General features: G+C 69.2%; 27 protein-coding genes. 14 read left to right on the forward strand and 13 right to left on the reverse strand.

Annotation, left to right across the window (positions count from 1 at the left end; genetic code table 11):
- Positions 1-44 precede the first annotated feature (44 nt).
- A complete protein-coding gene (rpsT, locus tag OG984_RS28600) occupies positions 45-305 on the reverse strand; it encodes a 30S ribosomal protein S20 (RefSeq protein ID WP_328529471.1) in 261 nt (86 codons plus the stop codon).
- A gap of 309 nt (positions 306-614) precedes the next feature.
- Between rpsT and OG984_RS28605 the strand changes: the two genes are divergently transcribed.
- A complete protein-coding gene (locus tag OG984_RS28605; RefSeq protein ID WP_328529472.1) occupies positions 615-2,474 on the forward strand; it encodes an AMP-dependent synthetase/ligase in 1,860 nt (619 codons plus the stop codon).
- 47 nt (positions 2,475-2,521) lie between these two features.
- Here the strand turns inward: OG984_RS28605 and OG984_RS28610 are convergent, their stop codons facing one another.
- The 8 genes from OG984_RS28610 to OG984_RS28645 form a co-directional block, all read right to left on the reverse strand.
- On the reverse strand, positions 2,522-3,463 hold the full coding sequence (locus tag OG984_RS28610) for a hypothetical protein (RefSeq protein ID WP_328529473.1): 942 nt from the start codon (positions 3,461-3,463) through the stop codon (positions 2,522-2,524).
- Between the two features lie 44 nt (positions 3,464-3,507).
- Entirely contained in the window at positions 3,508-4,566 is a 1,059-nt protein-coding gene (locus OG984_RS28615) for a WD40 repeat domain-containing protein (protein WP_328529474.1), read from the reverse strand.
- Between the two features lie 18 nt (positions 4,567-4,584).
- Positions 4,585-5,082, reverse strand: a complete 498-nt coding sequence (locus OG984_RS28620) for a DUF4919 domain-containing protein (RefSeq protein WP_328529475.1) — start codon at positions 5,080-5,082, stop codon at positions 4,585-4,587.
- The gene (locus OG984_RS28625; protein ID WP_328529476.1) at positions 5,079-6,149 is read right to left on the reverse strand and encodes a hypothetical protein; all 1,071 of its coding nucleotides are present in this window, start codon (positions 6,147-6,149) and stop codon (positions 5,079-5,081) included. The genes OG984_RS28620 and OG984_RS28625 overlap by 4 nt, the downstream gene beginning before the upstream one ends.
- Positions 6,149-6,646 (reverse strand): DUF4919 domain-containing protein, encoded by a 498-nt coding sequence (locus OG984_RS28630; protein ID WP_328529477.1) that lies wholly within the window; start codon positions 6,644-6,646, stop codon positions 6,149-6,151. The genes OG984_RS28625 and OG984_RS28630 overlap by 1 nt, the downstream gene beginning before the upstream one ends.
- On the reverse strand, positions 6,643-7,695 hold the full coding sequence (locus tag OG984_RS28635; protein ID WP_328529478.1) for a hypothetical protein: 1,053 nt from the start codon (positions 7,693-7,695) through the stop codon (positions 6,643-6,645). Before OG984_RS28635 ends, OG984_RS28630 begins: the two co-directional genes overlap by 4 nt.
- Positions 7,695-7,997: a hypothetical protein gene (locus OG984_RS28640; protein WP_328529479.1), complete on the reverse strand. Its 303-nt coding sequence runs from the start codon at positions 7,995-7,997 to the stop codon at positions 7,695-7,697. The genes OG984_RS28635 and OG984_RS28640 overlap by 1 nt, the downstream gene beginning before the upstream one ends.
- Before the next feature lie 79 nt (positions 7,998-8,076).
- Positions 8,077-9,657, reverse strand: a complete 1,581-nt coding sequence (locus tag OG984_RS28645; protein ID WP_328529480.1) for an alkaline phosphatase D family protein — start codon at positions 9,655-9,657, stop codon at positions 8,077-8,079.
- A 186-nt stretch (positions 9,658-9,843) separates the two neighbouring features.
- Here OG984_RS28645 and OG984_RS28650 point away from each other — a divergent pair, with 186 nt between their 5' ends.
- Positions 9,844-10,287, forward strand: coding sequence for a hypothetical protein (locus OG984_RS28650; RefSeq protein ID WP_328529481.1), 444 nt, complete (start codon positions 9,844-9,846; stop codon positions 10,285-10,287).
- Here OG984_RS28650 and OG984_RS28655 read toward each other — a convergent pair.
- Positions 10,260-11,504, reverse strand: a complete 1,245-nt coding sequence (locus OG984_RS28655; RefSeq protein ID WP_328529482.1) for an RNA polymerase sigma factor — start codon at positions 11,502-11,504, stop codon at positions 10,260-10,262. The two genes, OG984_RS28650 and OG984_RS28655, sit on opposite strands and share 28 nt — an antisense overlap.
- 25 nt (positions 11,505-11,529) lie before the next feature.
- On the opposite strand from OG984_RS28655, the gene OG984_RS28660 reads away from it, so the two are divergent.
- The 10 genes from OG984_RS28660 (at position 11,530) to OG984_RS28705 (ending at position 22,258) form a co-directional block, all read left to right on the forward strand.
- Positions 11,530-11,898, forward strand: a complete 369-nt coding sequence (locus tag OG984_RS28660; protein ID WP_328529483.1) for a YciI family protein — start codon at positions 11,530-11,532, stop codon at positions 11,896-11,898.
- A 33-nt stretch (positions 11,899-11,931) separates the two neighbouring features.
- Positions 11,932-12,867 (forward strand): hypothetical protein, encoded by a 936-nt coding sequence (locus OG984_RS28665; protein ID WP_328529484.1) that lies wholly within the window; start codon positions 11,932-11,934, stop codon positions 12,865-12,867.
- A gap of 22 nt (positions 12,868-12,889) precedes the next feature.
- Complete coding sequence (gene lepA, locus OG984_RS28670; RefSeq protein ID WP_328529485.1) at positions 12,890-14,752, forward strand: translation elongation factor 4; 1,863 nt, start codon at positions 12,890-12,892, stop codon at positions 14,750-14,752.
- A gap of 356 nt (positions 14,753-15,108) precedes the next feature.
- Positions 15,109-16,401: an HNH endonuclease gene (locus tag OG984_RS28675; protein ID WP_328529486.1), complete on the forward strand. Its 1,293-nt coding sequence runs from the start codon at positions 15,109-15,111 to the stop codon at positions 16,399-16,401.
- A gap of 100 nt (positions 16,402-16,501) precedes the next feature.
- Positions 16,502-16,993, forward strand: coding sequence for a SigE family RNA polymerase sigma factor (locus OG984_RS28680; RefSeq protein ID WP_328529487.1), 492 nt, complete (start codon positions 16,502-16,504; stop codon positions 16,991-16,993).
- Complete coding sequence (locus tag OG984_RS28685) at positions 16,990-17,925, forward strand: hypothetical protein (protein ID WP_328529488.1); 936 nt, start codon at positions 16,990-16,992, stop codon at positions 17,923-17,925. Before OG984_RS28680 ends, OG984_RS28685 begins: the two co-directional genes overlap by 4 nt.
- A gap of 94 nt (positions 17,926-18,019) precedes the next feature.
- A complete protein-coding gene (locus tag OG984_RS28690; RefSeq protein ID WP_328529489.1) occupies positions 18,020-18,784 on the forward strand; it encodes an ABC transporter ATP-binding protein in 765 nt (254 codons plus the stop codon).
- A 5-nt stretch (positions 18,785-18,789) separates the two neighbouring features.
- Positions 18,790-21,213: an ABC transporter permease gene (locus OG984_RS28695; protein ID WP_328529490.1), complete on the forward strand. Its 2,424-nt coding sequence runs from the start codon at positions 18,790-18,792 to the stop codon at positions 21,211-21,213.
- A 90-nt stretch (positions 21,214-21,303) separates the two neighbouring features.
- On the forward strand, positions 21,304-21,780 hold the full coding sequence (locus OG984_RS28700; RefSeq protein WP_328529491.1) for a pyridoxamine 5'-phosphate oxidase family protein: 477 nt from the start codon (positions 21,304-21,306) through the stop codon (positions 21,778-21,780).
- 31 nt (positions 21,781-21,811) lie between these two features.
- Positions 21,812-22,258 (forward strand): NUDIX hydrolase, encoded by a 447-nt coding sequence (locus tag OG984_RS28705; RefSeq protein ID WP_328529492.1) that lies wholly within the window; start codon positions 21,812-21,814, stop codon positions 22,256-22,258.
- Here OG984_RS28705 and OG984_RS28710 read toward each other — a convergent pair.
- Entirely contained in the window at positions 22,243-22,767 is a 525-nt protein-coding gene (locus tag OG984_RS28710; RefSeq protein WP_328529493.1) for a cupin domain-containing protein, read from the reverse strand. The two genes, OG984_RS28705 and OG984_RS28710, sit on opposite strands and share 16 nt — an antisense overlap.
- A 69-nt stretch (positions 22,768-22,836) precedes the next feature.
- On the opposite strand from OG984_RS28710, the gene OG984_RS28715 reads away from it, so the two are divergent.
- Both OG984_RS28715 and OG984_RS28720 read left to right on the forward strand, forming a co-directional pair.
- Positions 22,837-23,733 (forward strand): aminoglycoside phosphotransferase family protein, encoded by an 897-nt coding sequence (locus OG984_RS28715; protein WP_328529494.1) that lies wholly within the window; start codon positions 22,837-22,839, stop codon positions 23,731-23,733.
- Positions 23,734-23,778: 45 nt separating this feature from the next.
- Positions 23,779-24,429 (forward strand): MOSC domain-containing protein, encoded by a 651-nt coding sequence (locus tag OG984_RS28720; protein WP_328529495.1) that lies wholly within the window; start codon positions 23,779-23,781, stop codon positions 24,427-24,429.
- Here OG984_RS28720 and OG984_RS28725 read toward each other — a convergent pair.
- Together OG984_RS28725 and OG984_RS28730 are read right to left on the reverse strand one after the other, a co-directional pair.
- Positions 24,426-25,505 carry a hypothetical protein gene (locus tag OG984_RS28725; protein WP_328529496.1) on the reverse strand — a complete coding sequence of 360 codons (1,080 nt, stop codon included), beginning with the start codon at positions 25,503-25,505 and terminating at the stop codon, positions 24,426-24,428. The two genes, OG984_RS28720 and OG984_RS28725, sit on opposite strands and share 4 nt — an antisense overlap.
- The gene (locus OG984_RS28730) at positions 25,502-25,984 is read right to left on the reverse strand and encodes a sigma-70 family RNA polymerase sigma factor (RefSeq protein ID WP_328529497.1); all 483 of its coding nucleotides are present in this window, start codon (positions 25,982-25,984) and stop codon (positions 25,502-25,504) included. The genes OG984_RS28725 and OG984_RS28730 overlap by 4 nt, the downstream gene beginning before the upstream one ends.
- Positions 25,985-26,000 lie beyond the last annotated feature (16 nt).

The raw sequence follows: 26,000 nt of genomic DNA on the forward strand, positions 1-26,000 counted from the left end.
GAAAGCCCCCGCCACGCAGGACGGGGGCTTCGGGTTGGCTTACCTCAGAGGGAGGCAGCCTTCTTGGCGATCGCCGACTTGCGGTTGGCGGCCTGGTTCTTGTGGATGACGCCCTTGGAGACGGCCTTGTCGAGCTTCTTGGTGGCGACCTTGGCGCTCTCGACCGCAGCGTCCTTCTCGCCGGCCTCGGCGGCGGCGTGGAACTTGCGGATGACGGTCTTGAGCTCGCTCTTGACGGCCTTGTTGCGCTCGTGCGCCTTCTCGTTCTGCTTGTTGCGCTTGATCTGCGACTTGATGTTCGCCATGGGTTAGTGATCTCCAGTGCTTCGACGTGTGGTGGTGCGAGCTCTCAATCCGGCCCCTCGGGGAAAGTGAGAGGGGAGAGGCCTACGCGAACACGCTTACGGTCAAGATTACAGACACGCGTCGTGTGGCCTCAAATCGCCGTACCCTCAGTAGCTACTCGGGGGTAGGATGTGGTGATCTCGGTCACGAGATTTCCGGGCGGGACCCCTGTTGCGACGCGACTCGAGCGTCTAAGGTCCCCCGCGCGGCGCCTCTCGTGCACACCGCCCATTGCCACCCCCACGCAAATACTGCAGGCCAGGAGAATCATGCCGACCCAGTCCGCGATCGATCTTGCATTTCTCGACGAGATGCCGGCGAACTTCGCCCTTCATTTCCTCAACCGCGTCAAGGCGACCCCTGACGCGGAGGCGTTCCGCTATCCGGTGGTCGGCTCGACGACCGAGGCAGGCGGGGAGGAGTGGAAGTCGCTGACCTGGAAGGAGGCCAGCGACCAGGCCAGCCGCCTCGCTGCGGGCCTCGTGTCGCTCGGTCTCGAGCTCGAGCAGCGGGTCGGCATCGCCTCGACCACGCGCTACGAGTGGATCATCGCCGACCTCGCGGTGATGCTCGCCGGCGGCGCCACCACGACGGTCTACCCGACGACCAACGTCGACGACACCGCCTACATCCTCGGCGACGCCGAGTGCCGCTTCGTCTTCGCCGAGGACGACAGCCAGCTCGCCAAGATCGCCGAGAGGGCCGCCGACCTGCCCGAGATCGTCAAGGTCATCACCTTCGACGGTGAGACCGACGGCGACCGGGTCATCGGCCTGGACGACCTGGCGGCCATCGGTGACAAGTACCTCGCCGACCACCCGGACCTGATCGAGGAGATCGCAGCCAAGATCACCCCGGACCACCTGGCCACCCTGGTCTACACCTCCGGCACCACCGGCCGGCCGAAGGGCGTGCGCCTGCTCCACCGCGCCTGGGTCTACGAGGGCGAGGCCGTCCGGGTCCAGGGCGATGTCCTCGGCCCTGACGACCTGCAGTTCCTGTGGCTGCCGATGTCGCACGTCTTCGGCAAGGTGCTGCTCTCGATCCAGATCGCCTGCGGGTTCCCGACCGCGATCGACGGCCGGATGGACAAGATCGTCGACAACCTGGCGATCGTGAAGCCGACCTTCATGGGTGCCGCCCCGCGCATCTTCGAGAAGGTCCACGCCAAGATCACGATGATGGTCGAGAACGACGGTGGCGTGAAGAAGAAGCTCTTCGACGCGGCCTTCGCCAACGGCATCGCCCGCGACCGGCTGCTGCGCGAGGGCAAGTCGGTCCCGGCCAGCATCGCCCTGAAGCACGCCGTGCTCGACAAGCTCGTGCTCAGCAAGGTCCGTGACCGCTTCGGTGGCCGCGTACGTTTCTTCATCTCCGGCTCCGCGCCGCTCAACCGCGACATCGCCGAGTGGTTCCGGGCCGCGGGGATCCTGATCATGGAGGGCTACGGCTCGACCGAGAACGCCGCGGGCGCGTCCGTCGGCACCCTGCAGGAGAACAAGCTCGGCACGGTCGGCAAGGCGTTCCCGGGCAGCGAGGTGAAGATCGGCGAGAACGACGAGCTGCTCATCCGCGGCCCGCACGTGATGCCGGGCTACCACAACCTGCCCGAGGAGACCGCCAAGGCGCTCGACGCCGAGGGCTGGTACCACACCGGTGACAAGGCCTCGATCGACGAGGAGGGCTACATCACCATCACCGGCCGGATCAAGGAGCTGTTCAAGACCTCGGGCGGGAAGTACGTCGCGCCGCCGGCGATCGAGTCGAAGTTCGCCGCGCTGTGCCCCTACACCAGCCAGTTCCTCGTCTTCGGTGCCAACCGCAACTTCGTCAGCGCGCTGATCGCCCTCGACCCCGAGTCGATCACCGCCTGGGGCGCCGCCAACGGGCTGGAGGGTAAGTCCTACGAGGAGATCGTCACCTCGCCGCAGGTGCGTGAGCTGATCGGCGGCTACGTCGACGAGCTCAACGCCGGCCTCAACCGCTGGGAGACCATCAAGAAGTGGGAGATCCTCGAGCACGACCTGACCGTCGAGCGCGGTGAGCTGACCCCGTCTCTCAAGGTGAAGCGCAACGTCGTCGAGGAGCGGGAGAAGGCGCGCATCGACGCCTTCTACGCCGGGTCCTGACCTGGAGGTCGCGCGGGCAGGTTCTGCCTGCTGCGCGTCGGCAGTCCCTACCCGCACGACCTCCAGCCCCGACGCTCCGCCAGCCAGTCCAGACACACCTCGCCCTGCCACCGCTGCATCCTGCGGAGGTGGGGCGAGGTCGTCTTCACCGGCTGGTCGGCGGCGGCCAGGAAGTAGCCGGCGAACAGCGCGAGGACCGAGTCGATGGCCTCCGGGTCCGCCTTGGACAGCAAGGGATGCGCGGCCAGGAACGACTCGGCGTCGAGACCGTCGCCGCGCGGCCCCACCAGCAGCAGGAGCGAGTCGATCCAGTCGGCACCGATCACCGGCCAGGTCCACTCGACCAGCAGCACGCCGCCGTCGGGGCGGATGAGGATGGTGTCGTCGCGTACGTCCAGGTGGACCAGCGTCTCCCCGGCCGTGTGCTCCGCGAAGCCGGCCGCGAGCGAGGCCGCCCGGTCGGCGTGCGGGTAGCCGGCGACCCGGTCCCACAACGCAGGGTAGGAGGCGTGCTCCTCGGCGAAGGTCGGCCAGCCGATGCCCGGGGCCGGGGTGAGCGCAGCGGCGGTCTCGACCAGTGCCCCTGACACGACCTCCAGGTCCGAGGACGTCCACGGCCGCGACGGCAGCCGTGACTCGACGTACTCGAAGGCCAGGACCACCCACTCGCCGTCGTCGAACCACTTCAGCTTCGGGCTCGGCACCCAGCCGGCGAGCTTCTTCAGCTTCGCCGCCTCCTCGCGGTGGAGTGCCGCGGAGTCGCGCTGCGCCTTGGCGGAGGCGGCCTTCACGAAGTGCTGGGACCCGTCCTGACAGGTCAGCACCGAGGCGAACCCCGGCGTGAAGCCGGCGCCGTGCGACTGCGCCGAGACCACCGGACCGCCACCGAGCCGCTTCTCGATCGAGGCCCGCAGGAACGGGGGCAGGTGGGGCCACTCCAGGCGGCGGGCGGTCTGCCCGTGCGGGATGTTCGTCGGGATCGCGCTCACCCTCACATCCTTGTGTACGCCGGTGGTGATGCGCCAGCGGAGCGTTACTCGGGCATCGGCGGCTGGTCGAACTTCCCGGCGGGCCTCCCGGTGGCGACGTCCCAGGCGGCGAGGCCCTCCCTGGCTGACGCGGTGTAGAGGGTCTTGCCGTCAGGACTGAAGATCACGTTCGAGGTCATCGCCGGTGCCTGTGCGACCTCGCGGGCCCCACCCGAACCACCCAGCGCGGCGGGCGCCCACAGCATCAGCCGGACGTCGCCGGGGTCAGCGGTGACGGCCAGCGACCGGGAGTCCGGCGAGAACGCGACCGCCGTGGCCGGCTGACCCGGAAGCGACTCGACGGCCTCGAACGTCTTGGCGTCCCAGACCGTGGGGTAGCCCTCGGTGGTGACCCCGGCGATCCAGCGCCCGTCGGGACTCCAGGCCGGGTCGGCGCCGCGCGCAGCTGCGAGAGTGTCCACCTCGTCGCCCGAGTCGGCCTCGAGGATCGAGACGCGGTCGCCGGAGGCGACCGCCACCAGCGTGCCGTCCGGGCTGAACGAGATCGACCCGATGCCGTTGCCGAGGTCGGCGCTCGCCACCTCCTCGCCGTCCTCGACCGACCAGACGATCAGGTCGCCTTCGAGCCCGGCACCGGCCACGAGCTCACCGTCGGGGCTGAACGCGATCTCGCCCACGGGGCTCGCATCGGTGACCTTCGGGTTCGGCAGGCCCTCGAGCCGCTGGACCTCTTCGTCGCGGTCCACCTCGACCAGCGCGATGTCCGAGCAGCCGACCTTCCGCGCCACCAGCGTGAGGTCGGGGCTGATGGCGCCGTAGCCGGTCTCGGAGATCGGTTCGTACGCACCGCCGCCGGCGTTCCAGCGACAGGTGCCGTCGGTGCAGCTCGCCACGACGTACGTCCCGTCGGCGCCTGCGGTCAGCGAGCCGGCCACCAGCCGCGAGGGCGCCACCGCGGCAGCCAGGCTGATCGAGTCGCCGGCCGTCCCCAGCGCCGAGATGTCGCAGCCGTCCCGGTCGGGGTCGCCGGCGCACCCGGCCAGGAGCGCGGCGGTGAGCGCGCCGATGAGCGGGACGCTGAGGACGTACGTTGGGGCTTTCATCGGTCCTTCTCGGGTCTGTCAGGCGATCGAGGTCACGTCGAAGTAGGCGACGGTGCCGTCGGTGCAGGTGAGGCGGTCGAGACGACGGCCGCCGGTCTCGACGAGGTCCTGGCGGTCCCGGACCTTGTGGAGTGCTCGGAGCATGTCGTACTCGTCGTTGATACGCAGCACCGACCACGGATGTTGCTCGCTGCCGTCGCCGGTGGAGCGGATGCTGCGCAGCGCCGCCCGCGCGACCTGCCGCTCCCGCGCCGCGGCCCGCTCCTCGCCGGATCCCGCCAGCGCGGTCGCCATCCGCAGATGTGCCGAGGGGCTGAAGATCGCCCCGGGCATGACCCGCTGCAGCGCGGTCACGGCCTCGGCGTACGCGCCGTCGGCGAGCAGCCGGTCGACGTCGTCGAGGTCGAGGTCGGGGGTGAAGCCGGCGGAGCCGCGCACGGCGCGCCGAAGCGATCCGAGGGTCTCGGGGCCGGGGTCGTCGAGGTAGGCGGTGACCAGGTCGGCGTACGTGGTCATCGCGACTCCTCCAGGATCCGGTTGAACTCCTCCTCGGTGAGGTTGTTCAGGTAGTCGCGGCCGGAGTTGCGGGCGTCGACCTCGACCGGCTGGTTGTAGTACTCGTCGAACGTGGCGCCGTTGTCGGTGCTCTTGTAGTCGTCGAAGTTGTCCTCCCACTCCTCGGCCTGCTGCTCGGTGATCCCGTCTGCCTTGTGCTCGTCGAAGGGGTCGTCCTCCCACCAGAACTGCCAGTCGTTCATGTCGTCGATGGCCTCGTGCTGGCGACCGTGGCGGACCTCGTGGGCGACGGTGTTGATCAGCTGGCCGGGATCGTCGAGCACGTTGGGGTTGAGCGCCATGGTGGGCTCTTCGTCGTTCCAGTAGCCGTAGGTGATGCTGCCGTCGTCCCAGGTGTCGTTGCCCAGGTCGTCCCAGTCGATGGTGGGCATGTCGACGCCGCTCTCCTCGGCGATCTTCCTGGTCATCTCCTCGAGCACGGCCTTGCGCTCCTCGATGGTGAGCGTCTCCCACTTCTCCGCGATCGCCGGGTCGATGTTGCCGTACTCGTCGCCCTCCTCGTCGATTCCGGTCGGCAGACCGCGGGCGAGGATGGCGTCGACGCCGACCGCCTTGGCCAGTGCCTTCTCGATCTCGTCGGCTAGCTCCTCGGCGATGTTCTGGCGACTGTTGCCCCACTCCTCGGCCTCGAACCGGCTCTTGAACGTCGGTGGGGTGGCGGTGCTGGTCACCGAGCCGTCGTCGCCGACGGTGAACTCGTTCGTCTTGGCGCGATCGAGGATGCCCTGGACGAGGCGCTCGATCACCTCGACCTCGCCCTCGGCGGTGTAGAGGGCCTTCTGCATCTCCTGCTTGCCGGTGATGTGGCTGCTGAGATCCTTGACGAGGCTGTCGCGGTGGCCGCGGGCGGCGTCGGCGGCGACGCCGGTCCAGGACTTGGCCACACCGTTGGCCTCGAGCTCGTCGCGGCTGGTCTCCAGGTTGCGGAGATCGGCCTTGAGGCCGTCACCGGCGTCGCCGAGCGGCGCGGCCTTCCAGTTCTTGACGTCGCCGAACGTGATCGCCATCAGACGAGCGCCGTCGCGTCGAAGTGGACCAGGGTGCCGTCGGTGCAGGTGTGGCGGTCGATCCGCCTCCCGCCGGCCTCCAGGAGATCCTGGCGCCCGGGCACCTTGCCGAGGGCGCGGAGCAGGTCGTACTCGTCGTTGATCCGCAGCACCGTCCAGGGGTGCTCCTCGCTACCGTCGCCGCTCGCCCGGATGCTCCGCAGGGCGGCGCTGGCCACCTGCCGCTCGCGGGCGGCGGAGCGTTCCTCGCCGGAGCGCTCCAGCGCGGTCGCCAGGCGCAGGTGGGCCGAGGGGCTGAAGATCGCCCCGGGCATCAGGGCGCGCAGCGCGGTCGCGGCCTCGGCGTACGCGCCGTCGGCGAGCAGCCTGTCGATCGGGGCCAGGTCGAGGTCGACGGTGAAGTTGGCGGAGTTGCGGATCGCGCGGCGCAGCGGCGCCAGCGTCTCGGGGCCGGGGTCGTCGAGGTAGGCGGTGACCAGGTCGGCGTACGTCGTCATTTCGACTCCTTCAGGAGGCGGTCGAGCTCAGCGGGCGTCAGGTTGTCGAGATATTCGCGGCCGGACTTGCGGGCGTCGGCTTCGACGGGCTGGTTGTAGTAGGCGTCGAAGTCCTGGTCGGAGGGCTTGTAGTCGTCGAAGTTGTCCTCCCACTCCTCGGCCTGCTCCTCGGTGATGCCGTCCTCTTCATGCATGTCGAAGGGGTCGTCCTCCCACCAGAACTGGAAGTCGTTGTTGTCCCTGATCGCCTCGTGCTGGCGCGCGTGGCGCAGCTCGTGGGCCACGGTGTGCAGGATGTCGGGGTTGTCGAGGTTGTTCGGGTTGAGGCGTACGGTGCGCTCACCCTCGCTCCAGGAGCCGTTGGTGCTGCCGAGCGAGCCGTCCCAGATGATGTCGTCGACCTCGAGCCCGTACTCGTCGGCCAGCTCCTCGATCTTCTGGTCGATGATCGCCCGCTTCTCGTCATCGGTGAGCTGGGCCCACCGCTCGGCGGTCTCGGGGGAAGCCATCCCGCGCTGGTCGCGGGTCTGGTCGAGACCTTGGTCGGTGCCGGTGGGGATGCCGTCGGTGAGGAGCTGGTCCACGCCGGCTGCCTTGGCGAGGGCGTCGGTGATGTCGTCGGCGAGCTCCTGGGCGATGTTCTGGCGGCTGTTGCCCCACTCCTCGGCCTCGTAGCGGCTCTTGAAGGTGGGCGGCGTAGCGGTGCTGGTCACCGAGCCGTCGTCGCCGACAGTGAACTCGTTCGTCTTGGCCCGGTCCAGGATCCCCTGCACGAGACGCTCGATGGCCTCGACCTCGGGCTCGGCGGCGTAGAGCGCCTTCTGCATCTGCTGTTTGCCGGTGATGTGGGTGCTCAGCTGGGCGACGAGGGCGTCACGGTGGCCGCGGGCCGCATCGGCGGCGGCACCGGTCCAGGACTTGGCCACGCCGTTGGCCTCGAGCTCGTCGCGGCTGGTCTCCAGCTTGCGGAGGTCGACCTTGAGCCCGTCGCCGGCGTCGCCCAGGGGTGCCGCCTTCCAGGTCTTGACCTGGCCGAACGTGATCGCCATCAGTTCGGGCCCATGACCTTTCCGCCCTTCTCGCCGGCGGCCTTGTCGGCGGCCTCGAACTCGTCGAGGGCCTTCTGCATCTCCGCGGCGAGCTTCTGAGAGCTGTCGGCCGCGGCCTTGGTCTCGTCGGTCCAGCGGGTGCCGAGCTCGGACATGTAGCCGACCGACTCCGCCCCGGGGATCGCCGCGCCCGCCTTGCTCAGATAGCCGGCGGAGTCGGCTTTGCGTACGGCGCTCTCGGCGTCGGTGGCGATGCCGATGGATGTCTTCATGTCCTTGGGGACGACATGAATTTCACTCATGGTCTGCTGGTCCTCCTGGGCCCGAACGGGAGACGGCTAGGGCGTGTCCTCACAACAGACACGCCCTGGCCCGCAGACCCTAACGGAAACTCGGGTCCAGCGTCTTCGTAAAAAGAGCACCGCCGTCGACGTCGCGGAGAGTGACGGTGAGCTGCTGCGTACGTCCGTCGATCTCGACCTCGCCGAAGAACTGGAAGCCGTCGGCGGGTGAGGTGTTCGCGGCCGGGGGAGCGGCCACGAACTCGGCGGCCGGACCGAAGGTGGCGTCGAGCTTGTTGGGGCCGAAGGCACCGGCGTTGAGCGGTCCGGAGACGAACTCCCAGAACGGGTCGAAGTCCTGGTAGGCCGCGCGGTCGGGGTGGTAGGAGTGCGCGGCCGTGTAGTGGACGTCGGCCGTCAGCCAGACGTGGTTGCGGATGCCGAGGCGCTTGAGCCCGGTGAGCACCTTGGCGATGTCGAGCTCGCGGCCCAGCGGGGCACCGCCGTCGCCCTGGGAGATGCCCTCCTGCAGGGGACCGTCGGGAACGATCAGGCCGATCGGCAGGTCGGCGGCGATGACCTTCCAGGTGGCGCGGGAGGCGGCCAGCTCGCGCAGGAGCCAGCGGGTCTGGCGCTCGCCGAGCACGCCGCCGTCGGCGCTCGTCTCCGCGTCGGTCGTGTTGGCGTCCTTGTGGGTGCGCATGTCGAGGACGAACAGGTCCATCAGCGGGCCGTAGGACAGCTTGCGGTAGATGCGGCCGTCGGGGTCGGGGGAGGCGTCGCTGACCGGGATGTACTCGTGGAAGGCCTGCTTCGCGCGGGCCGCCAGGACGTCCACGCGGCGCTCGGTGTAGCGGCCGTCGTCGGGGAGGATCTCGCCCGGGTACCAGTTGTTGGTGACCTCGTGGTCGTCCCACTGCGCCACGATCGGGGTCTGGGCGAGGAAGGCCCGCCAGTTGTCGGCGAGCAGGTTGTAGGCGTACTGGCCGCGGAACTCGGCCAGCGTCTCGGCGACCTTGTGCTTCTCCTCGGTGACGATGTTGTTCCAGACCCGCCCGTCGGGGAGGGTCACGGTCGAGGTGAGCGGGCCGTCGGCGTAGACGTTGTCACCGGAGCTCAGGAAGAAGTCGGCCTCGCGCGCCGCCATCGCGGGCGCGATCCGGAAGCCACCGAAGTCGGGGTTGGCTCCCCAGCCCTGGCCGGCGATGTCGCCGGACCACAGGAACCGGATGTCCTGGCGCTTGCTCGGCGCCGTGCGGAGACGGCCCAGCTCCCAGGCGCTACCGCGCCGCGGGTCGTGGGGGTCGACGGCGCGGACCCGGTAGAAGTAGTCGCGCCCCGCCTCGAGGCCGTCGACCTTCAGCTCGCCGGTGAAGTCGCTCGTCGCGGTCACGACCGGTCCGCCGACCGGGCGCGCCCGGCGGAACGACTCGTCGGTGGAGATCTCGGCTACCAGGCGGGAGGTCTTGTCCGCTCGGCTCCACAGGACCCCGCCCCGGGCGCCGACGTCGCCCGACTGGACGCCGTGGGTGAGGGTCGGGCGGTTGCCGCGGACGAAGGCGGGGGCGGAGGCGGGGGCGGTGCGGGCGGCGTGCGCGGCTGCTGCGGTCGTGGGGATGACGAGTCCGGCACCGGCGGCGGCACCGAGGCCGAGGACGGAGCGGCGGTTGAGTGGGGTCATGAGCAAAACCTGCCGATGCCCGCGGAACTACTGGTGAGTTCCGCGGGTCGTGTCGGTGAACACGTACGCGGAAGGTGTCTGCAGCGGGTGAAGAAAATTCTTTTCACCATGATGTCGAGATCGCCGGGCGGGCTCCGAGAGAGGGGTGAAGGCCGGAGACGCCGGCCGTACCTGAGGAGCGACATCATGAACGACGAGTACGCCACGCCCGCAGCGCCCGCCCCGAGCCCGGCGGTCCGCGCCCTGGATCGGCTGATCGGCACCTGGAAGGTCACCGGCGGAGCGGAGGGCGAGGTCACCTACCGCTGGATGGACGGTGGCTACTTCCTGCTCCAGGACGTTCGCCTGGAGCAGTTCGGGCAGGTCACGACCGGGATCGAGGTGATCGGCAACCTGCGTCCTTTCGGTGAGGAGCCGAGCGCCGACGTGCACTCGCGCTACTACGACAACACCGGCGCCACCCTCGACTACGTCTACGAGCTCGACGGCGACACGCTCACCATCTGGGGCGGGGAGAAGGGATCGCCAGTCAAGTTCGTCGGCGTCTTCGACGAGACCGGCGACGTCATGACCGGCGAGTGGGACTACGCCGGCCAGGGCGGCTACGAGTCGACGATGACCCGGGCCTGATCCGCGCGCCGCAGCAGATAGTCGCGCTCGGCCTCGTTGGCGGTCAGCTCCGCAGCCGCCCGGAACTGGGCGGCTGCGGACGGGTCGCGCCGTTGGTCGAGCAGGTGCGCCCGCACCGCCAGGAACCGCTGCGCGGTCAACGGATCGCCGGCGAGGCCGTGCTCGGCGTCGAGCTCGTCGAGCAGCCGCAGACCGACCACCGGGCCGAACGCCTGGGCCGCCGCGACCACCCGGCCCAGGCGCACCGGTGCGGTGGGCAGCGTACGTTCCAGCAGCAGGTAGAGGCCGAGGATCTCGCGCCAGTCGGTGTCTGCTGGGGACTCCGCTCGCGCGTGGACGGCTGCGATCGCCGCCTGGAGCAGGAAGGGCCCCGGCTCGCCGGCGCCCCACACCTCCTCCAGCACTGCCACGCCCTCGTCGAGCAGAGCCCGGTCCCACCGCGTCCGGTCCTGCTCGGCCAGCGGCACCAGGCCGAGGTCCGGGGCGGTGCGTGCGGGCCGGCGTGTCTCGGTGAGCAGCATCAGCGCCAGCAGTCCGGCGACCTCGGGCTGATCGGGAGCGATCCGGCGGAGCATCCGGGTCAGCCGGATCGCCTCGTGCGCCAGGTCGACCCGGCCCAGCTCGGCCCCGGCGGTGGCGGTGTAGCCCTCGTTGAAGACGAGATAGAGCACGTCGAGCACCGCACCGACCCGCTCCTCGCGTTCCCCCTCTCCGGGAGGCGTGAACCGGGCGTCTGCCTTGCGCAGCGTCTGCTTCGCCCGGCTGATCCGGGTGCCCATGGTGGTCTCCGAGACGCCGTACGCATGGGCGATCTCGGTCGTCGTCAGTCCCCCGACGGCGCGCAGCGTGAGGGCGACCTGGGAGGTCCGCGACAGCGCTGGATGGCAGCACAGCAGCAACAGCGTCAAGCTGTCGTCGCTCGCCGCCGCTGGGCCTGCCGGAGTGACCACCTCGGCGATCCCGACCTGCAGCTCGCGACGGTGGGCCGCCTGCTCGGTGCGGAGCAGGTCCACCATCCGCCGGTATCCGATCCGGGTCAGCCACGAGCGCGGGTTCTCCGGCACCCCGTCGCGCGCCCACTGGACGCTGGCGTCCAGCAGCGCTTCCTGGACCGCGTCCTCGGCCGCCTCGAACCGTCCGAAGCGGCGGACCAGGGCGCCGAGGACGTACGGCGCCTCCGTACGAAGAAGGTCCTCGAGAACCGCTGGTCCGGCCATGTCCACAGAGACTAGTTTCGAGGGCATGAAATACCTGTTGCTGGGATACACGCCCGCCGACGCGTGGGAAGCTTCGGACACCGCCTCCGAGGAAGCGCTCGCGGCCTTCGCGGAGTACCAGAAGTTCGAGGAGGAGCTGGTCGCCAACGGCGAGCTGGTCAGCACCGAGGGGCTTGGGCACCCCGCGGTCTCCGTCACGGTCCGGCCAGGTGAGGACGGCCCCGTCGCCACCGACGGTCCGTTCGCCGAGCTGAAGGAGGTGCTGGCCAGCTTCGCGGTCATCGACGTGGCCAGCCAGCAGCGCGCCATCGACATCGTGTCGCGGATCGTCGCGGTCCTCGGTGAGCCCATCGAGATCCGTCCCGTGATGGGAGACGACTTCGCGCAGGTGTGACCTGCTGGGATACGGCTGGCAGTATCTGCGGTGATGTGGGCAAGAAGGAAGACGTACGTCGCCGCGCTACTGCTCCTGGTGGCGCCGGCGGTGTTCGGCTGCGCCGCCGAGCCGAGGACCGAGGCGGAGTCGGCTTCGCCGTCGGCGCCTGCGGAGCCCGAGACCGAGACCGGAAAGCAGGCCAGCCCGGCGCCACGCGCGCCTGAGTCGCTCGATATCCCGTCCGTCGCACCCGCTCAGGACCGTGGGATCGTCGAGGGCGGTGACCTGAGCTGGCCGCAGTGCCCTGAGGGGATGGGCATCAAGGAGCGCCGGACGCTGGGGCTGCCGATGCCGCTCGAGTCGGCGGAGTACGTGATCATCGGGCTCACCAACGGCCCGGCGTTCACCCCCAACCCCTGCTTGGCCTCACAGGCCGAGTGGGCCAAGAAGAACAAGGTGATGACCTCGGCCTACGCGGTCGTCTCCTATCCCACGGCCGCCACCCTCCGCGAGCGTGGCGAGGAGGGCCCCGGAGACCCGGAGACGAAGATCGGCCGGCTGACCAACGTGGGCTACCAGCAGGCTCGGTGGAACCTCGACCAGATGAAGCGTGCCGGGCTGGAGTCTCCCTCGGTGTGGCTCGACGTCGAGCCGGTCGCGGTGTGGGAGTGGTCCGACGACGTCGCGGCCAACCAGGCGGTCGTCCAGGGTGCCGTGGCCGGCTACCGAGACGCCGGGAAGCGGGTCGGGGTCTACTCGATCGAGGGGCTGTGGACACCGATCGTCGGAGACCTCCAGCTGCAGCTGCCCGAGTGGCGCCCGGCGGGCGAGACGTCGCGGGCCGCGGCGCTGGAGCGCTGCGACGGGGAGTGGATGTTCCAGGGCGGTGCCGCGGTGATGGTGCAGTGGCTCGAGGGTGGTCGCGACCGCAACGTGACGTGCCCGGGCGAGTCGGTGCAGCTGCCGCTTTGGTTCCATCAGTACTGAGCGTGGGAGGATGGCCCCCATCATGAGTGCTGCCCCGAAGCCCGGCTCCACGCCCCCGGCGATCATCCGCAACTTCTGCATCATCGCCCACATCGACCACGGCAAGTCGACGTTGGCCGACCGGATGCTGCAGCTGACCGGTGTGGTCGACGAGCGCGCCGCGCGGGCGCAGTACCTCGACCGCATGGACATCGAGCGCGAGCGCGGGATCACGATCAAGTCCCAGGCCGTGCGGATGCCGTGGACGGTCACCGAGGGCCAGGAGAACGCCGTCGAGGGCGAGACGTACGTCCTCAACATGATCGACACCCCCGGCCACGTCGACTTCACCTACGAGGTCTCCCGGTCCCTGCAGGCCTGCGAGGCGGCGATCCTGCTCGTCGACGCGGCCCAGGGCATCGAGGCGCAGACCCTGGCCAACCTCTACCTGGCGATGGGTGCCGACCTGCACATCATCCCGGTGCTCAACAAGATCGACCTGCCCTCGGCCAACCCGGAGAAGTACGCCCTGGAGCTGGCCAACCTCGTCGGCTGCGAGCCCGAGGACGTGCTCCAGGTGAGCGCCAAGACCGGGCTCGGCGTCGAGGCGCTGCTCAACGAGATCGTGGCGCAGACCCCGCCGCCGGTGGGTGACCCGGACGCGCCCGCGCGGGCGCTGATCTTCGACTCGGTCTACGACACCTACCGGGGCGTCGTGACGTACGTCCGGGTCTTCGACGGCTCGCTGAAGCACCGCGACAAGATCAAGATGATGTCGACCGGAGCCGTCCACGAGATGCTCGAGCTCGGCGTGATCTCGCCGGAGCCGGTGAAGGCCGACCACATCGGCGTGGGCGAGACCGGCTATCTGATCACCGGCGTGAAGGACGTGCGCCAGTCGCGCGTCGGTGACACCGTCACCAACAACGGCCGGCCCGCCGAGGAGATGCTTGGTGGCTACTCCCACCCCAACCCGATGGTCTTCGCCGGGCTCTACCCCATCGACGGCGACCAGTACCCCGACCTGCGCGAGGCGCTCGACAAGCTTCAGCTCAACGATGCTGCGCTGACGTACGAACCGGAGACCTCCGGCGCTCTCGGCTTCGGCTTCCGCTGCGGCTTCCTGGGCCTGCTCCACATGGAGATCACCCGCGACCGGCTCGAGCGCGAGTTCAACCTCGACCTGATCTCGACCGCGCCCAACGTGGTCTACGACGTGGTCATGGAGGACGGCACCGAGCACATCGTGACCAACCCCTCGGAGTTCCCCGAGGGCAAGATCAACGAGGTCCGCGAGCCGGTCGTCAACGCCACGATCCTGGCGCCGTCCGACTACATCGGCACCATCATGGAGCTGTGCCAGAACAAGCGCGGCACCCTGCAGGGGATGGACTACCTCTCCGAGGACCGCGTCGAGATGCGCTACGTCCTGCCGATGGGCGAGATCGCCTTCGACTTCTTCGACCAGCTCAAGTCGAAGACCAAGGGGTACGCCTCGCTCAACTACGAGTTCTCCGGCGACCAGGCCGCCGACCTGGTCAAGGTCGACATCCTGCTCCAGGGCGAGCCCGTCGACGCCTTCTCCGCCATCGTCCACCGCGACGCCGCCTACAACTACGGCGTCATGATGGCCGGCAAGCTCAAGGAGCTCATCCCTAGGCAGCAGTTCGAGGTGCCCATCCAGGCCGCCATCGGCGCCCGTGTCATCGCTCGTGAGAACATCCGCGCCATCCGCAAGGACGTCCTCGCCAAGTGCTACGGCGGTGACATCTCGCGTAAGCGCAAGCTGCTCGAGAAGCAGAAGGAGGGCAAGAAGCGGATGAAGATGGTCGGTCGCGTCGAGGTGCCTCAGGAGGCCTTCGTCGCTGCTCTCTCCACCACTCAGACTTCCGGCGACAAGAAGTAGTTTTCCGCTGGGCGGAGGCGTGTCGGGACCCGGTGCACCGGTGGTCGAGCTTGTCGAGACCACCCGTGAGGAAACCTCGGTTCAGCGACTGTGTTTTCGTTTCAGGGTTCGCCGCCGACCCTTGCTTTGAGTGTTTCTCAATCGTGCACCGCGTCAAGGACGCCCTTCGGGCGCCGGCTTCGCCGGCCGCTTCGCGGTCCTTGACTCGGCACCCGATCGAGAAAGATTTCGCTGTATCGGGGCGGCGGCGAGAGTGTGGCGCAGCACTCACGTGTCTTGTTCGCTAACTGTGTAATGTGGGTCTGACCAGCAAAAATAGGTGGTGCCATGATGATCGATCGCATATAATAAGCATTATGTACGAGACCCTCGACCGCCTCCTTGACGGGCCACCTCCCGGTGCGCCCGAGCGCGAGCTGGTCGACTGGATCTCTCGCCTCGAAGCGGTCAAGTGCCGCGCGGAGGCGGTGCAGGCAGAGGCTTCGGTGCGTCTCGAGGAAGCCGCCCGGGCACGGCAGACCAAGGCCGGCGTGCCGGCCCGGAAGCTTGGCGAAGGGGTGGCCTCGCAGGTCGCGCTCGCCCGGCGGGTCTCACCGGCTCGGGGTGCGAAGCTGCTCGGACTGGCGAAGATCCTCCTCACCGAGATGCCGCACACGCTCGCTCTGATGAAGGCCGGGCTGTTCTCGCAGTGGCAGGCCACCATCCTGGCCCGCGAAACCGCCTGCCTCTCGCTCGATGACCGTCGGGTCATCGACCACGAACTCTGTGCCACCGGGTCGAACGGGAAGCCCGCGAAGGCGATGTCGATGGGACTGCGGCAGCTCGAGAACGCCGCCAAGAAGCTCGCCATCACCCTCGACCAAGCCTCCGTGGTCGCCCGAGCCGCCAACGCCGAGAAAGACCGCCGGGTGAGTGTGCGGCCGGCGCCGGACACGATGACCTGGCTCGGCGCCCTGCTCCCGGTCAAGGACGGCGTCGCCGTGTTCGCCGCCTTGGATCAGGCCGCCAATGCCGCCCGTGCCGCCGGTGATGAACGGTCCCGGGGTCAGGTCATGGCCGACACCCTGGTCGACCGGGTCACCGGCCGCGAGACCGGGGCGAAGCCGCGGATCGAGGTCAAGATCGTCATGACCGCCGACTCACTTGCTAACACCAGCGACCAGCCCGCGTTGGTGGAGGGCTACGGCCCGGTCCCCGCCAGCTGGGCGCGGGAGGCGCTGGCCGATGCCGAGGTCTTCGTGCGCCGCCTGTTCACCGACCCCGCCGGGCAACTGGTCGCGATGGAATCACGCTCCCGCAAAGCCCCCGACGGACTCGCCGAGTTCATCACCACCCGCGACAGCGGGATCTGCCGCACCAACGGCTGTGACGCCCCGATCCGCAACATCGACCACATCGAGCGTCACGCCGATGGCGGAGAAACCAGCGCCCAGAATCTGCAGGGGTTGTGCGAACGATGCAACCAAGCCAAAGAAGCCCTCGGCTGGCAAGCCCGACCCGGCCCCGACGGCAGCATCACCACGATCACACCGACGGGCCACGTCTACACCAGCCCACCACCTGACACCTGGGGACAAGATCCACCGCCCCTGTCCCGGGCGGAGTTCACGCTGCGCGACGTACTCCTGGACCAGACCCTCGCGGCGTGACTCGCGACGTCCTACCCTCGGAGGGGACAGCCTTTCCCGGGGTCGAACTGGTCGTCCTTGACAGCGGCGCCTCGTCGGGGGCGGCGAGCGGGGAGGGGACGTGGACGCGACCCAGGTCTCGGGGAAGCGGAGCGGAGCGGAAGCTGCGCGGGAGTTCGACGACTTCGTCGAGGCCTGCTCCACGCGGCTGCTGCGGACCGCCTACCTGCTGACCCACGATCGGGAGCGCGCCGAGGATCTGCTGCAGACGGCGCTGGTGAAGGCGTGGCGGTCCTGGTCGCGGATCGACGGCGACCCGGCGGCGTACGTGAGCAAGATCCTGGTCAACACCTACGCGACCTGGTGGCGGCGCAGGCGGAACGACGCGGACCGTGCGGCGACGCATGACCTGTGGACGGCGTTGGGCAGGCTGCCGAGGAGGCAGCGGGCGGTGATCGTGCTGCGGTACGCCGAGGACCTCAGCGAAGCGGAGACGGCTCGGTTGCTCGGCTGCTCGGTGGGCACCGTGAAGAGCCAGCGGGTGAAGGCACTGGCCAAGCTGCGCCTCGACGACGCTTCGGTCCAGGAGACGCACGGGGAGGCGGCGCGATGAGCATCCAGCAGCTTCAGGACACGTTGCGCGCGCATGCCGACGCCGTCGAGGACACCGAGGCCGTCAGCCGGGGCGCGGCGGTCCGGCGACGTGCGGCCAGGATCCGGGCTCGCCGTGCACTGGTCGTGGCGGCGGTGGGGGCGATCGTGCTGCCCGCGGCCGGGTTGGCGGCTCTGGGAGTGAACCCGTTCGACCGCACCGCGCCGGTCGTGACGCCACCCGGTCCGACGAGCGACCTGTTCGTCGAGACGTTCGCCGGCCGAACCCTCATCGACGCCGAGGTCGCCACCGGACGAAGCGAGATCGTGTTCACCGCCGTGGCCTCGCGCAACACCGAGTGGCGGGCCGTCTGCGAGGGCGTGGGCAGCGGGTACACCCTGCACGTCGCGATGGACGACGGAGAGCCGGGAGAGCTGCCGTGCGACGTCGAGCTGCTCTCGGGCCGCTGGATCGCCTACCAGCTCGGGCCGGAGTATCCGCTGGAGGGCGAGCACACGCTCCGGATCTGGCTCACCAAGGGATCCGGTGGTGAGAGGGCGGCACCGGCGGACGGGCAGATCGGTGCCGCCGTCTACCGCATCCCCGAACCCGCGGCCACGGTCGCCGGCCACCAGGTGCAGGAGCTCGAGATGGACGGCGGGAGCGAGTTCCGCATGGTCCGTCACGATGAGTCCGCCCCGGGATCACGGGAGCTCTTCTCGACGTACCGGGCCGGCGACATCCCGGTGGAGGTCGATTGGTACACCTCCGGCTCGGCCAGCCCGAACGTACAGGTGTACGTCGACGGGCGCCCGGAGACCAGTCTTCGCCTCGGCGAGGGAGGGCCTGGCCTCGTCCTGGCCGCGGGGGAGGTGCACACGGTGAGGCTGCAGATCATCGGCGACGTACCGCCCGACGGCCTGCTCGGTCTCGTCTGGCGCGAACAGCGATGAACTGACCCGGCCTCCCCGCGTCGTGGACGGTGGTCCCGACCTCCGGGGGCTTTCGGCTCTCCCGGGTGCCAGCGCGTCCGGAAAGCCTGGAGGAGTGAGCCAGAGCCTCCCCACCCACCTCCGCTTGTCGTCACCCGACTCGTCGGCGGGCACCCGCATCGATCTCGACGACCTCGCGAAGCGGTACGTCGTCGGCGAGTCGACGGTCACCGCTCTTTCCGAGGTGAACCTCCACGTCGACGAAAACGCGTTCGTCGTGGTTCTCGGGCCATCGGGAAGCGGCAAGACGACGTTGCTGAACATGATCGGGCTTCTCGACAGTCCCACCGAGGGCAGGGTCGCCCTCAACGGCCGGGACGTGTCCGGCGCGTCGCGGCGTGACCGGTTCGCTCTGCGGCGGCAGACCGTGAGCTTCGTCTTCCAGACCTTCAATCTGTTTCCAGGGCTGACCGCGGCGGAGAACGTCCAGTTCGGTGCCGACGTCGCCGGCCGTCCCGGCGCGCCGGAGGTGGCCCAGGAGATGCTCGAACGGGTCGGCCTCGCCGACCGGACGGACCACTTCCCGCACCAGCTCTCGGGCGGGGAGCAGCAACGCGTCGCGATCGCCCGGGCGCTCGCCACCGACAACCCGATCCTGCTCGCCGACGAGCCGACCGGCGAGCTCGACTTCCGTACGGGCGTGCAGATCCTGGAGCTGCTCCAGCAGCAGGCCGAGTCCGGCAAGACGGTGCTCGTGGTGACCCACAACCGCGAGATCTCGAAGGTGGGCGACCGCGTCATCGAGCTGTCCAGCGGGCGCATCGTGAGTGACGGGCCACCCGTCGGTGGAAAGAGCCGCACAGAGAACGTGCGTTGGTAGCCGCCATGAGCACGTGGTCCGTTCGACTCTGGGTCCGCTGGTCGTGGCGGGACCTCCGTCGGCGTTGGCTGCTGGTGACGGCCCTGGCGCTGGTGATCGCGGTGGGGACGGGCGTCTACGCGGGCCTGGGTGCCACCAGCGCGTGGCGGATCCAGTCCAACGATCGCAGCTACAGCAGCCTGCGGATGCACGACCTGCGCGTGGAACTCCCGGAAGGCGGGTTCGTGGCCGGAGGGACCCTGGAGCATGCGGTCAGCGGAATCGAGGACGCCTCCTCGATCGAAGCGGCGGTTGAGCGACTCGTGGTGCCGACGCTGGTGGATGCTTCGACCCCGAGCGAGGACCTGCTCGTTCCGGGCGAAGTGGTCGGCATGTCGACGGGAGAATCTCGGGTCGACGATCTCCACATCGCCCATGGTCGAGGTCTGCGTGCTGGTGATGACGGACAGGGCGTCGCCGTGCTCGAGTCCAAGTTCGCCGACGAGCACGGGCTTCCCTCGCAGGGCAGGCTGCTGATCAGCGCCGGGAAACCGGTCGAGTATGTTGGCACCGGCTACACGCCGGAGTACTTCCAGGTCACCGGTCGAAGTGGGATGGTGCTGGGGGAGACCGGCTTCGCCGTCGTCTTCATGCCGCTGGCCACTGCCCAGGAGATCAATGGCCGCCCGGGTCAGGTGAACGACCTGGTCCTGCGGCTGCGGCAGGGTGCCGACGAGGACCGGGTACGTGAACAGCTGACCGCTGCGGTGGAACCGTACGGCGGGACGGTCACGTCCAAGGCGGAAGATCCGGTCCATCGGGCGTTGTACGAGGACGCCCGCAACGACCAGACGACGTGGAACGTGTTCGCCTTCCTGATCCTCTTCGGTGCGGCGTTCGCGGCGTTCAACCTGGTGACGAGGATGATCGAGGCGCAACGCCGTGAGATCGGGGTCGGGATTGCCCTGGGTGTCTCGCCTGCGGTCCTGGCGATCCGTCCGATGCTCGTCGGACTGCAGATCTCGGTGCTCGGAGTCGTGGCCGGAATCGGGGTGGGCTGGCTGACGGGGAACGCGATGCGCGGGGTGATGACCGACCTGCTTCCGTTGCCGGTCTGGGAGACGCCGTTCCAGTTCGGTCGTTTCGCCGAAGGTGCTGCGCTCGGCCTGGCCATCCCCGTGCTCGCCACGATCCTGCCGATCGTCCAGGCGCTACGGATGGCGCCGGTCGATGCCATCCGGTCGGGTGCCTTCGGCTCCGCGCGATCGGGTGGACGTCTGCTGAGGCTCATCACCAGGGTGCGTCTGCCGGGCAGGACCTACGTGTCGATGTCCCTGCGCAACGTGCTGCGCGCACCCCGACGCACCGTGCTGACCATGCTCGGGGTCGCGGCCGCCATGACGTCCCTGGTGGCAGTGCTGGGCCTGCTGGACACGTTCAGCGCTGCCGGTGACGCGAACGCCGCAGAGCTGGAGCACAGCAGCCCCGGGCGAGTGGTGGTCACTCTCGATACGTACCATCCCACCGGCTCGGACCTGCCGCGCGCGGTCAGCGAGACCGACGGCGTCGCCGAGTCGCAGGCCCAGCTCGTCGTCCCCGCGACGCTCCGCCACGGCGACGGCGACCTGGAGGCGGTCGTTCAGGTGGTGGACTTCGCGAACGAGATCTGGACGCCGACGCTGGTCGAGGACAGCGGCCCACGGGACGGCATCGTGCTGTCGGAGAAGGCGGCCGATGACCTCGAGGTGGCGCCCGGCGACGTGCTCGCCGTACGCCATCCGGTGCCGGACGCGGCCGGGCCACGGATCGTGACCAGCCAGATCCCGGTGCGGGCGCTCCACCCCGACCCGTGGCGTACCTTCGCCTATCTCGATGCGCAGGGTGCGGCCAGATTCGGTCTCACCGGGGTGGTCAATCAGATCGTCGTCGTACCTGCAGGGGATGCCGACCAGGTCACCCGCAACCTGTTCCGTCTGCCCGGGGTCACTGCCGTCGAGCCGGCGTCGAGCTTCGCGGAGGTGCTCGACAACGCCTTGGGGCAGTTCACCGGGATCCTGAGCGTCATCGAGGTGGCCACGCTGCTGCTTGCGATGCTGATCGCCTTCAACTCAGCGAGCATCAGCGCCGACGAACGCACTCGTGAGCACGCCACCATGTACGCATTCGGCGTTCCCACGCGACTCGTGATGGTCATGGCGATCGTCGAGAGCGCCATCATCGGGCTGCTGGGGACGGTGGTGGGGCTCGCAGGTGGCTATGCCGCCCTCAACTACGTCGTCTCCGGGTTCGACGACGTGACCCCCGAGTTGCTCGTCGTACCCACGCTCTCGACCGTGACCGTGCTGAGCACACTCACCCTCGGTGTCCTCGTCGTCGCGGTGGCGCCCGTGTTCGGCATCCGCCGCGAGCGGCGGATGGACATTCCAGCCGCGCTGCGCGTGGTGGAGTGACCGGAATGGGCCAGCAGCTGAGCCGCTCGCCCTCCAGGTCGCGCAAGAACGGTCGGGTCGGCCGGGTGCGCCCGGTGGTTGAGTGAGGACATGCGTACAGAACAGGTTCGGTTCCCCAAGGGCTATGGCACGCCGAGCGAGCTGCTGGCGTGGGAGGACGTACGCCGGCAGCTGATCGAGGCGAAGCAGTTCTGGTTCGCGTTCGAGAGGCCGGGGCGGAGTCCGCACGTGACGCCGCTGGACGGGATCTGGTTCGAGGACAAGCTGGTCTACGGCGGGAGCCCGGAGACGCTGCACCGGAGGCTGGCGGCCGCGCATCCGAAGGTGACTGTGAACCTGCCGGACCCGTGGAAGCTGGTCGTCATCGAGGGCGAGGTGCGGGAGACGGGCTTCGCTCCGGAGGCCGCCGAGGAGATCGCGGGGCTGCTGAACGCGAAGTATCCCGAGTACGGCGAGAACGTCTTCGAGGCGAAGCACTACACCGACGGGGCTCCGGTCGTGCATCCACGCCGGATCCGGGCGTGGACGGCGTTCCCCAAGGACGCGACCGCCTTCGTCTTCGACTGAACCCTGGGCGACCCGTTGTAGTCTCCCGGGGATGCATTTCACCGAGTACGACACCCGGGTCGCCGCGTACGCCGTCATCATCGACGCAGGGCGGATCCTGCTGAGCTGGTTCAACGGCAACCACCGCACCGAGCCCGGTTGGACGCTCCCGGGTGGTGGCGTCGACTACGGCGAGCAGATGCCCGCCGCGGTCGCGCGCGAGGTGAAGGAGGAGACCGGGTACGACGTCGAGGTCGGGGCTCCGCTGACGACCAACGTGTATGTGGTGCCGTTCGAGCCGGGGCGCCGGCCCTACCAGTCCACCCGGGTGATCTTCGAGGCGAGGATCATCGGGGGTGAGCTGGGCACGCTGGAGGTCGACGGAACCACCGACTTCGCCGAGTGGGTCTCGCTCGAGGAGGCGGCCCAGGTGCCCGAGTCGGCCGCCGACATCGTTCGCCTCGGGATCGAGGCCTGGAGGGCTCAGTCCACCCAGTAGCTGTCGTGGAGCTTGTAGAACTCGGCCATGTCGTCCGGGCTGAGCTCGGTGCCCTCGGCCAGCTCGCGCAGCCCCTCGAAGTAGCCCTCCCGCGGCGCGCCCGGGGTGAAGTGCAGCAGCATCGAGGCAGGCTCGTCCGTCGTGTTGCGGAATCCGTGCAGGCCACCGACCGGCACGTGCACGAAGTCGCCCGCGCCGGCCGGGATCCACTCCTCGCCGTTGTAGATCCGCACCGTCCCGGTCAGCACGTAGAACGACTCGGCCACCGCGCGATGGAAGTGCGGGCCCGGGCCGGTCTCGTTCGGACCGAAGTGCCAGCGGTAGAGCCCGTAGTCGCCCGCGGTGGTCGCGCCGGTGGCGAGATAGTCGACCTTCACGCCGTTGGGATAGGTCAGATCGGGCGCGGACTTGTCGGGACGGTAGAACGCCGAGACCTCACCGGCCTCGCCGTCGTAGCGCTCGGGCGGGTAGGGAACGCCTTTGGTCCCCATCGACTCTGGAAGTGACATGCGCCCAACCTGCCCGATCCGTCGAGGGTTGGGAAGCCGATTAGAAATTGCGCCAGTAGGGTTGCCGCCGTGACGCTCGTCCCGGACTCCTTCCTGGCGCTCGCGGCCAACGGGCCGTCCTGGGCCACGTGGCTCGACGAGCTCCCGGCGCTGCTCCGCGACCTGGTCGAGGAGTGGTCGCTGACCGTCGACGGTCCCTCCACCCACGGCAACTGTGCCGTCGTGCTCCCGGTGCGCACCGCCGAGGGTGAGTCGGCGGTGCTGAAGGTCGGCTGGCCCCACTGGGAGGCCGAGCACGAGGCGCTGGCGCTGCAGGTGTGGGGCGGTCGGGGTGCCGTACGCCTCCTCCGGGCCGACCCGAAGCGGTTCGCGCTGCTGCTCGAACGGCTGCATCCCGAGGAGGATCTCTCGGAGCTCTGGGACGTGCAGGCGTGCGAGATCGTGGGCGGCTTCTACCGGCGGCTGCACGTCGCGGCTCCGCCGCAGCTGCGTACGTTGTCGGCGCAGGCCGCGCGCTGGGAAGCCGAGCTGGGGGAGAAGAGCCGGCGGCTTCCGGTGCCGCCGCGGATGGTCGAGCAGGCCCGATCGATCGCGCGCGACTTCGCGCGCGACGAGGAGACCGACGGGACGCTGATCCACACGGATCTGCACTACGAGAACGTCCTCCGCGGCGACCGCGAGGAGTGGCTCGTGATCGACCCGAAGCCGCTCTCCGGTGACCCGCACTACGAGCTCGCGCCGATGCTCTGGAACCGCTTCGAGGAGTACGCAGGGAGGCTCCGTGCGGGTGTGCGCGATCGGTTCTTCGCCCTCGTCGACGCCGCCGAGCTCGACGAGGACCGCGCCCGGGCCTGGGTGGTGCTGCGCCTCCTGGTCAACGTCAAGTACGAGATGGAGGACGAGCAGGGGGCGGACAGAGACTGGATCACCGCGATGATCTCGCTCGTCAAGGCGGTCCAGGACTGAGAAACTCGCGTGCCTGATCCCGGCGCGCCCGGGACAATCGGCGCCATGCCCATCGTGCGAAGCGTCAACGTCGGTCAGTCCAAGCCCGCCGAGTGGGCAGAGGTGGGCGCCACCTCGATCGAGAAGCTCGCGACGCCCGATCCGGTAACGGTCGGCCCGGAGGGCATCCTCACCGACACCCAGACCGACCGCCGCCACCACGGCGGCGAGGAGCAGGCGGTCTACGCCTTCGCCCGTGAGGACCTCGACGCGTGGGGCTCCCGCCTCGGCGTGACGCTTCGAGACGGCCAGTTCGCCGAGAACCTCACCACCGAGGGGATCGACGTCAACGCCGCCCTCGTGGGGGAGCAGTGGCGGATCGGGACGGTGCTGCTGCAGATCTGCAGCGTGCGTACGCCCTGCAACGACTTCAAGAACTGGATGGGCGTCTCGGGCTACGACAACGCCCGCTGGGTCAAGAGGTTCACCCAGGACGCCCGGCCCGGGCCCTACCTCCGTGTCCTCGAGGAGGGGCAGCTGCAGGCCGGTGACGAGATCGTCGTCGTCCACCGCCCCGACCACGACATCACCGTCTCGACCCTCTTCAAGGCCCTCACCACCGACCGCTCCTTGCTATCGGGGCTGATCGGCATCGAGGGGCTCGGGGACAAGCCGCGTGCCGCGGCGGAGAGGTACGTCGCGGCCCGGCCGCGCTAGGGACCGCACGGCCCTCCGGTGCAGCCCATCAGAGAGAGGCCCTCGGGGGAGAGGCCCTGTATCTGCAGCTTGTTCAGCTGGTCCGTGGTGAGCGTCCCGGTCGGGATCAGCGCGACTGCGACGTTGTCCTCGGTGATGGTCGCGTCGAACCGCTGCTTGCCGACCCAGAACCAGGCGGACTCCAGCGTCTCGTTGCCGAGCGATCGGGTCACCCGGATCCCTTCGGCGGTCTCGGTCCACTCGACGGTCGGCGGTTCGGGTGCCTCGCCATGAACCAGGTCGCCGTCGGCGTCGTAGGCGCGGAAGCTCGCCGACTCGACGTCGACATGGTGGTCGGTCCAGGCGACCGCCAGGCCGTTGACGATGGTTGCCGGGATGTCCTCCCCGCTCGAGGTGAAGACCACCTCGGTGACGTTCATCTTCTCCGGGAGAGGAAGCAAGAACTCCGTGCCGTCCTCGGTGCCTCCACGGTAGAAGTCTTCCCACGGCCCGGTCTCCGCGAAGGCGCCCCAGACCTGGGGTAGGCCGAATGCCCCCGCGAGATCGGGCTCGCGGTCGGCGTCCTGCTCGATGCTCTGCGGCGTCGAGCAGGTCACCTCATAGTCGGGGCCGTCGAAGATCGCCATCGCCGTCGAGCCACGCTTCTCGGCGAGGATCGGCCAGGTGTCTGACGGGATCCGCTCGACTTCATCGGGGTCGATGGCATTGTTCGCCTCGGGCGCGTCGGCGTACAGCGACTCCACGTCAGCCCAGGCCGTCTCCAGGCACCGCTTGCTCAGCGTGTCGAGCTCCTCTGACGTCAGGTTCGTCGGGTCGCCCGACCAGTCGACCGGGGTCTTCTGCCCGGGTGCGGCCGTTGTCGACGGTTCCGGAGTGGCGATGTTCGAGTCGATCAGTCGGTCAGGGATCGCGATGTACGCCATGACCCCGGCGAGCGAGAAGGCGGCGACCGCTGCGACCGCCTTCGAGCCGCGACGGAGGCGACGCATCCGGTCGCCCCGTCGCAGGATCTCGGCGGCGGGGACGTCCAGGGTCTGGTGGCTGCTGTTGCGCAGCCGGGTCTCGATGTCGTTCATGACAGCATCCCCTCGGGGTCGGTCAGCTGCAGTCGCAGAGTCTTGAGCGCATGGTGAAGCGAGGCGGAGACGGTGCCGCGTGCGATGCCGAGCTCGTGTGCGGTCGTCTCGGCGTCGAGGTCGAGGAAGTAGCGAAGTGCGACCACCTGGCGTTGACGCGGTGGCAGCCGGCGTACGGCCTGCAGCAGGTCGTGGTCGAAGCTCGCGTCGTCGCGAGGAAGCTGTTCGGGGGTCTCGGGAACGGTCAGCTCGCGGCGGCGCTTTCGCCACCAGGAGATGTCGACGTTGATCGCGGTGCGAACTACCCATGCCGCCGGCGAGCTGGCCAGTCTGACCGTCGGCCAGCGCGACCAGGCGCGGGCGAAGGCCTCGGCGGTCGCTTCCTCCGCCCGGCCGGGATCCATCCCGGTCGCGATCGCCGCACGCAGGCAGCGGTCCTTGGCGCCGACGTAGAAGTCGGCGAATTCTTCTCGGCTCACGCCTGGTTGACGCACG

The organism is Nocardioides sp. NBC_00368, assembly GCF_036090055.1.
Lineage (GTDB): Bacteria > Actinomycetota > Actinomycetes > Propionibacteriales > Nocardioidaceae > Nocardioides.

Coding starts and splice junctions, on each gene's coding strand:
- OG984_RS28635 (WP_328529478.1), bottom strand. CDS start 7,695: ATGGCGATCACGTTCGGCCAGGTCAAGACCTGGAAGGCGGCACCCCTG.
- lepA (WP_328529485.1), top strand. CDS start 12,890: ATGAGTGCTGCCCCGAAGCCCGGCTCCACGCCCCCGGCGATCATCCGC.
- OG984_RS28660 (WP_328529483.1), top strand. CDS start 11,530: ATGAAATACCTGTTGCTGGGATACACGCCCGCCGACGCGTGGGAAGCT.
- OG984_RS28615 (WP_328529474.1), bottom strand. CDS start 4,566: ATGAAAGCCCCAACGTACGTCCTCAGCGTCCCGCTCATCGGCGCGCTC.
- OG984_RS28650 (WP_328529481.1), top strand. CDS start 9,844: ATGAACGACGAGTACGCCACGCCCGCAGCGCCCGCCCCGAGCCCGGCG.
- rpsT (WP_328529471.1), bottom strand. CDS start 305: ATGGCGAACATCAAGTCGCAGATCAAGCGCAACAAGCAGAACGAGAAG.
- OG984_RS28655 (WP_328529482.1), bottom strand. CDS start 11,504: ATGGCCGGACCAGCGGTTCTCGAGGACCTTCTTCGTACGGAGGCGCCG.
- OG984_RS28700 (WP_328529491.1), top strand. CDS start 21,304: ATGCGTACAGAACAGGTTCGGTTCCCCAAGGGCTATGGCACGCCGAGC.
- OG984_RS28605 (WP_328529472.1), top strand. CDS start 615: ATGCCGACCCAGTCCGCGATCGATCTTGCATTTCTCGACGAGATGCCG.
- OG984_RS28675 (WP_328529486.1), top strand. CDS start 15,109: ATGTACGAGACCCTCGACCGCCTCCTTGACGGGCCACCTCCCGGTGCG.
- OG984_RS28705 (WP_328529492.1), top strand. CDS start 21,812: ATGCATTTCACCGAGTACGACACCCGGGTCGCCGCGTACGCCGTCATC.
- OG984_RS28725 (WP_328529496.1), bottom strand. CDS start 25,505: ATGAACGACATCGAGACCCGGCTGCGCAACAGCAGCCACCAGACCCTG.
- OG984_RS28630 (WP_328529477.1), bottom strand. CDS start 6,646: ATGACGACGTACGCCGACCTGGTCACCGCCTACCTCGACGACCCCGGC.
- OG984_RS28620 (WP_328529475.1), bottom strand. CDS start 5,082: ATGACCACGTACGCCGACCTGGTCACCGCCTACCTCGACGACCCCGGC.
- OG984_RS28685 (WP_328529488.1), top strand. CDS start 16,990: ATGAGCATCCAGCAGCTTCAGGACACGTTGCGCGCGCATGCCGACGCC.
- OG984_RS28710 (WP_328529493.1), bottom strand. CDS start 22,767: ATGTCACTTCCAGAGTCGATGGGGACCAAAGGCGTTCCCTACCCGCCC.
- OG984_RS28665 (WP_328529484.1), top strand. CDS start 11,932: ATGTGGGCAAGAAGGAAGACGTACGTCGCCGCGCTACTGCTCCTGGTG.
- OG984_RS28640 (WP_328529479.1), bottom strand. CDS start 7,997: ATGAGTGAAATTCATGTCGTCCCCAAGGACATGAAGACATCCATCGGC.
- OG984_RS28645 (WP_328529480.1), bottom strand. CDS start 9,657: ATGACCCCACTCAACCGCCGCTCCGTCCTCGGCCTCGGTGCCGCCGCC.
- OG984_RS28625 (WP_328529476.1), bottom strand. CDS start 6,149: ATGGCGATCACGTTCGGCGACGTCAAGAACTGGAAGGCCGCGCCGCTC.
- OG984_RS28720 (WP_328529495.1), top strand. CDS start 23,779: ATGCCCATCGTGCGAAGCGTCAACGTCGGTCAGTCCAAGCCCGCCGAG.
- OG984_RS28695 (WP_328529490.1), top strand. CDS start 18,790: ATGAGCACGTGGTCCGTTCGACTCTGGGTCCGCTGGTCGTGGCGGGAC.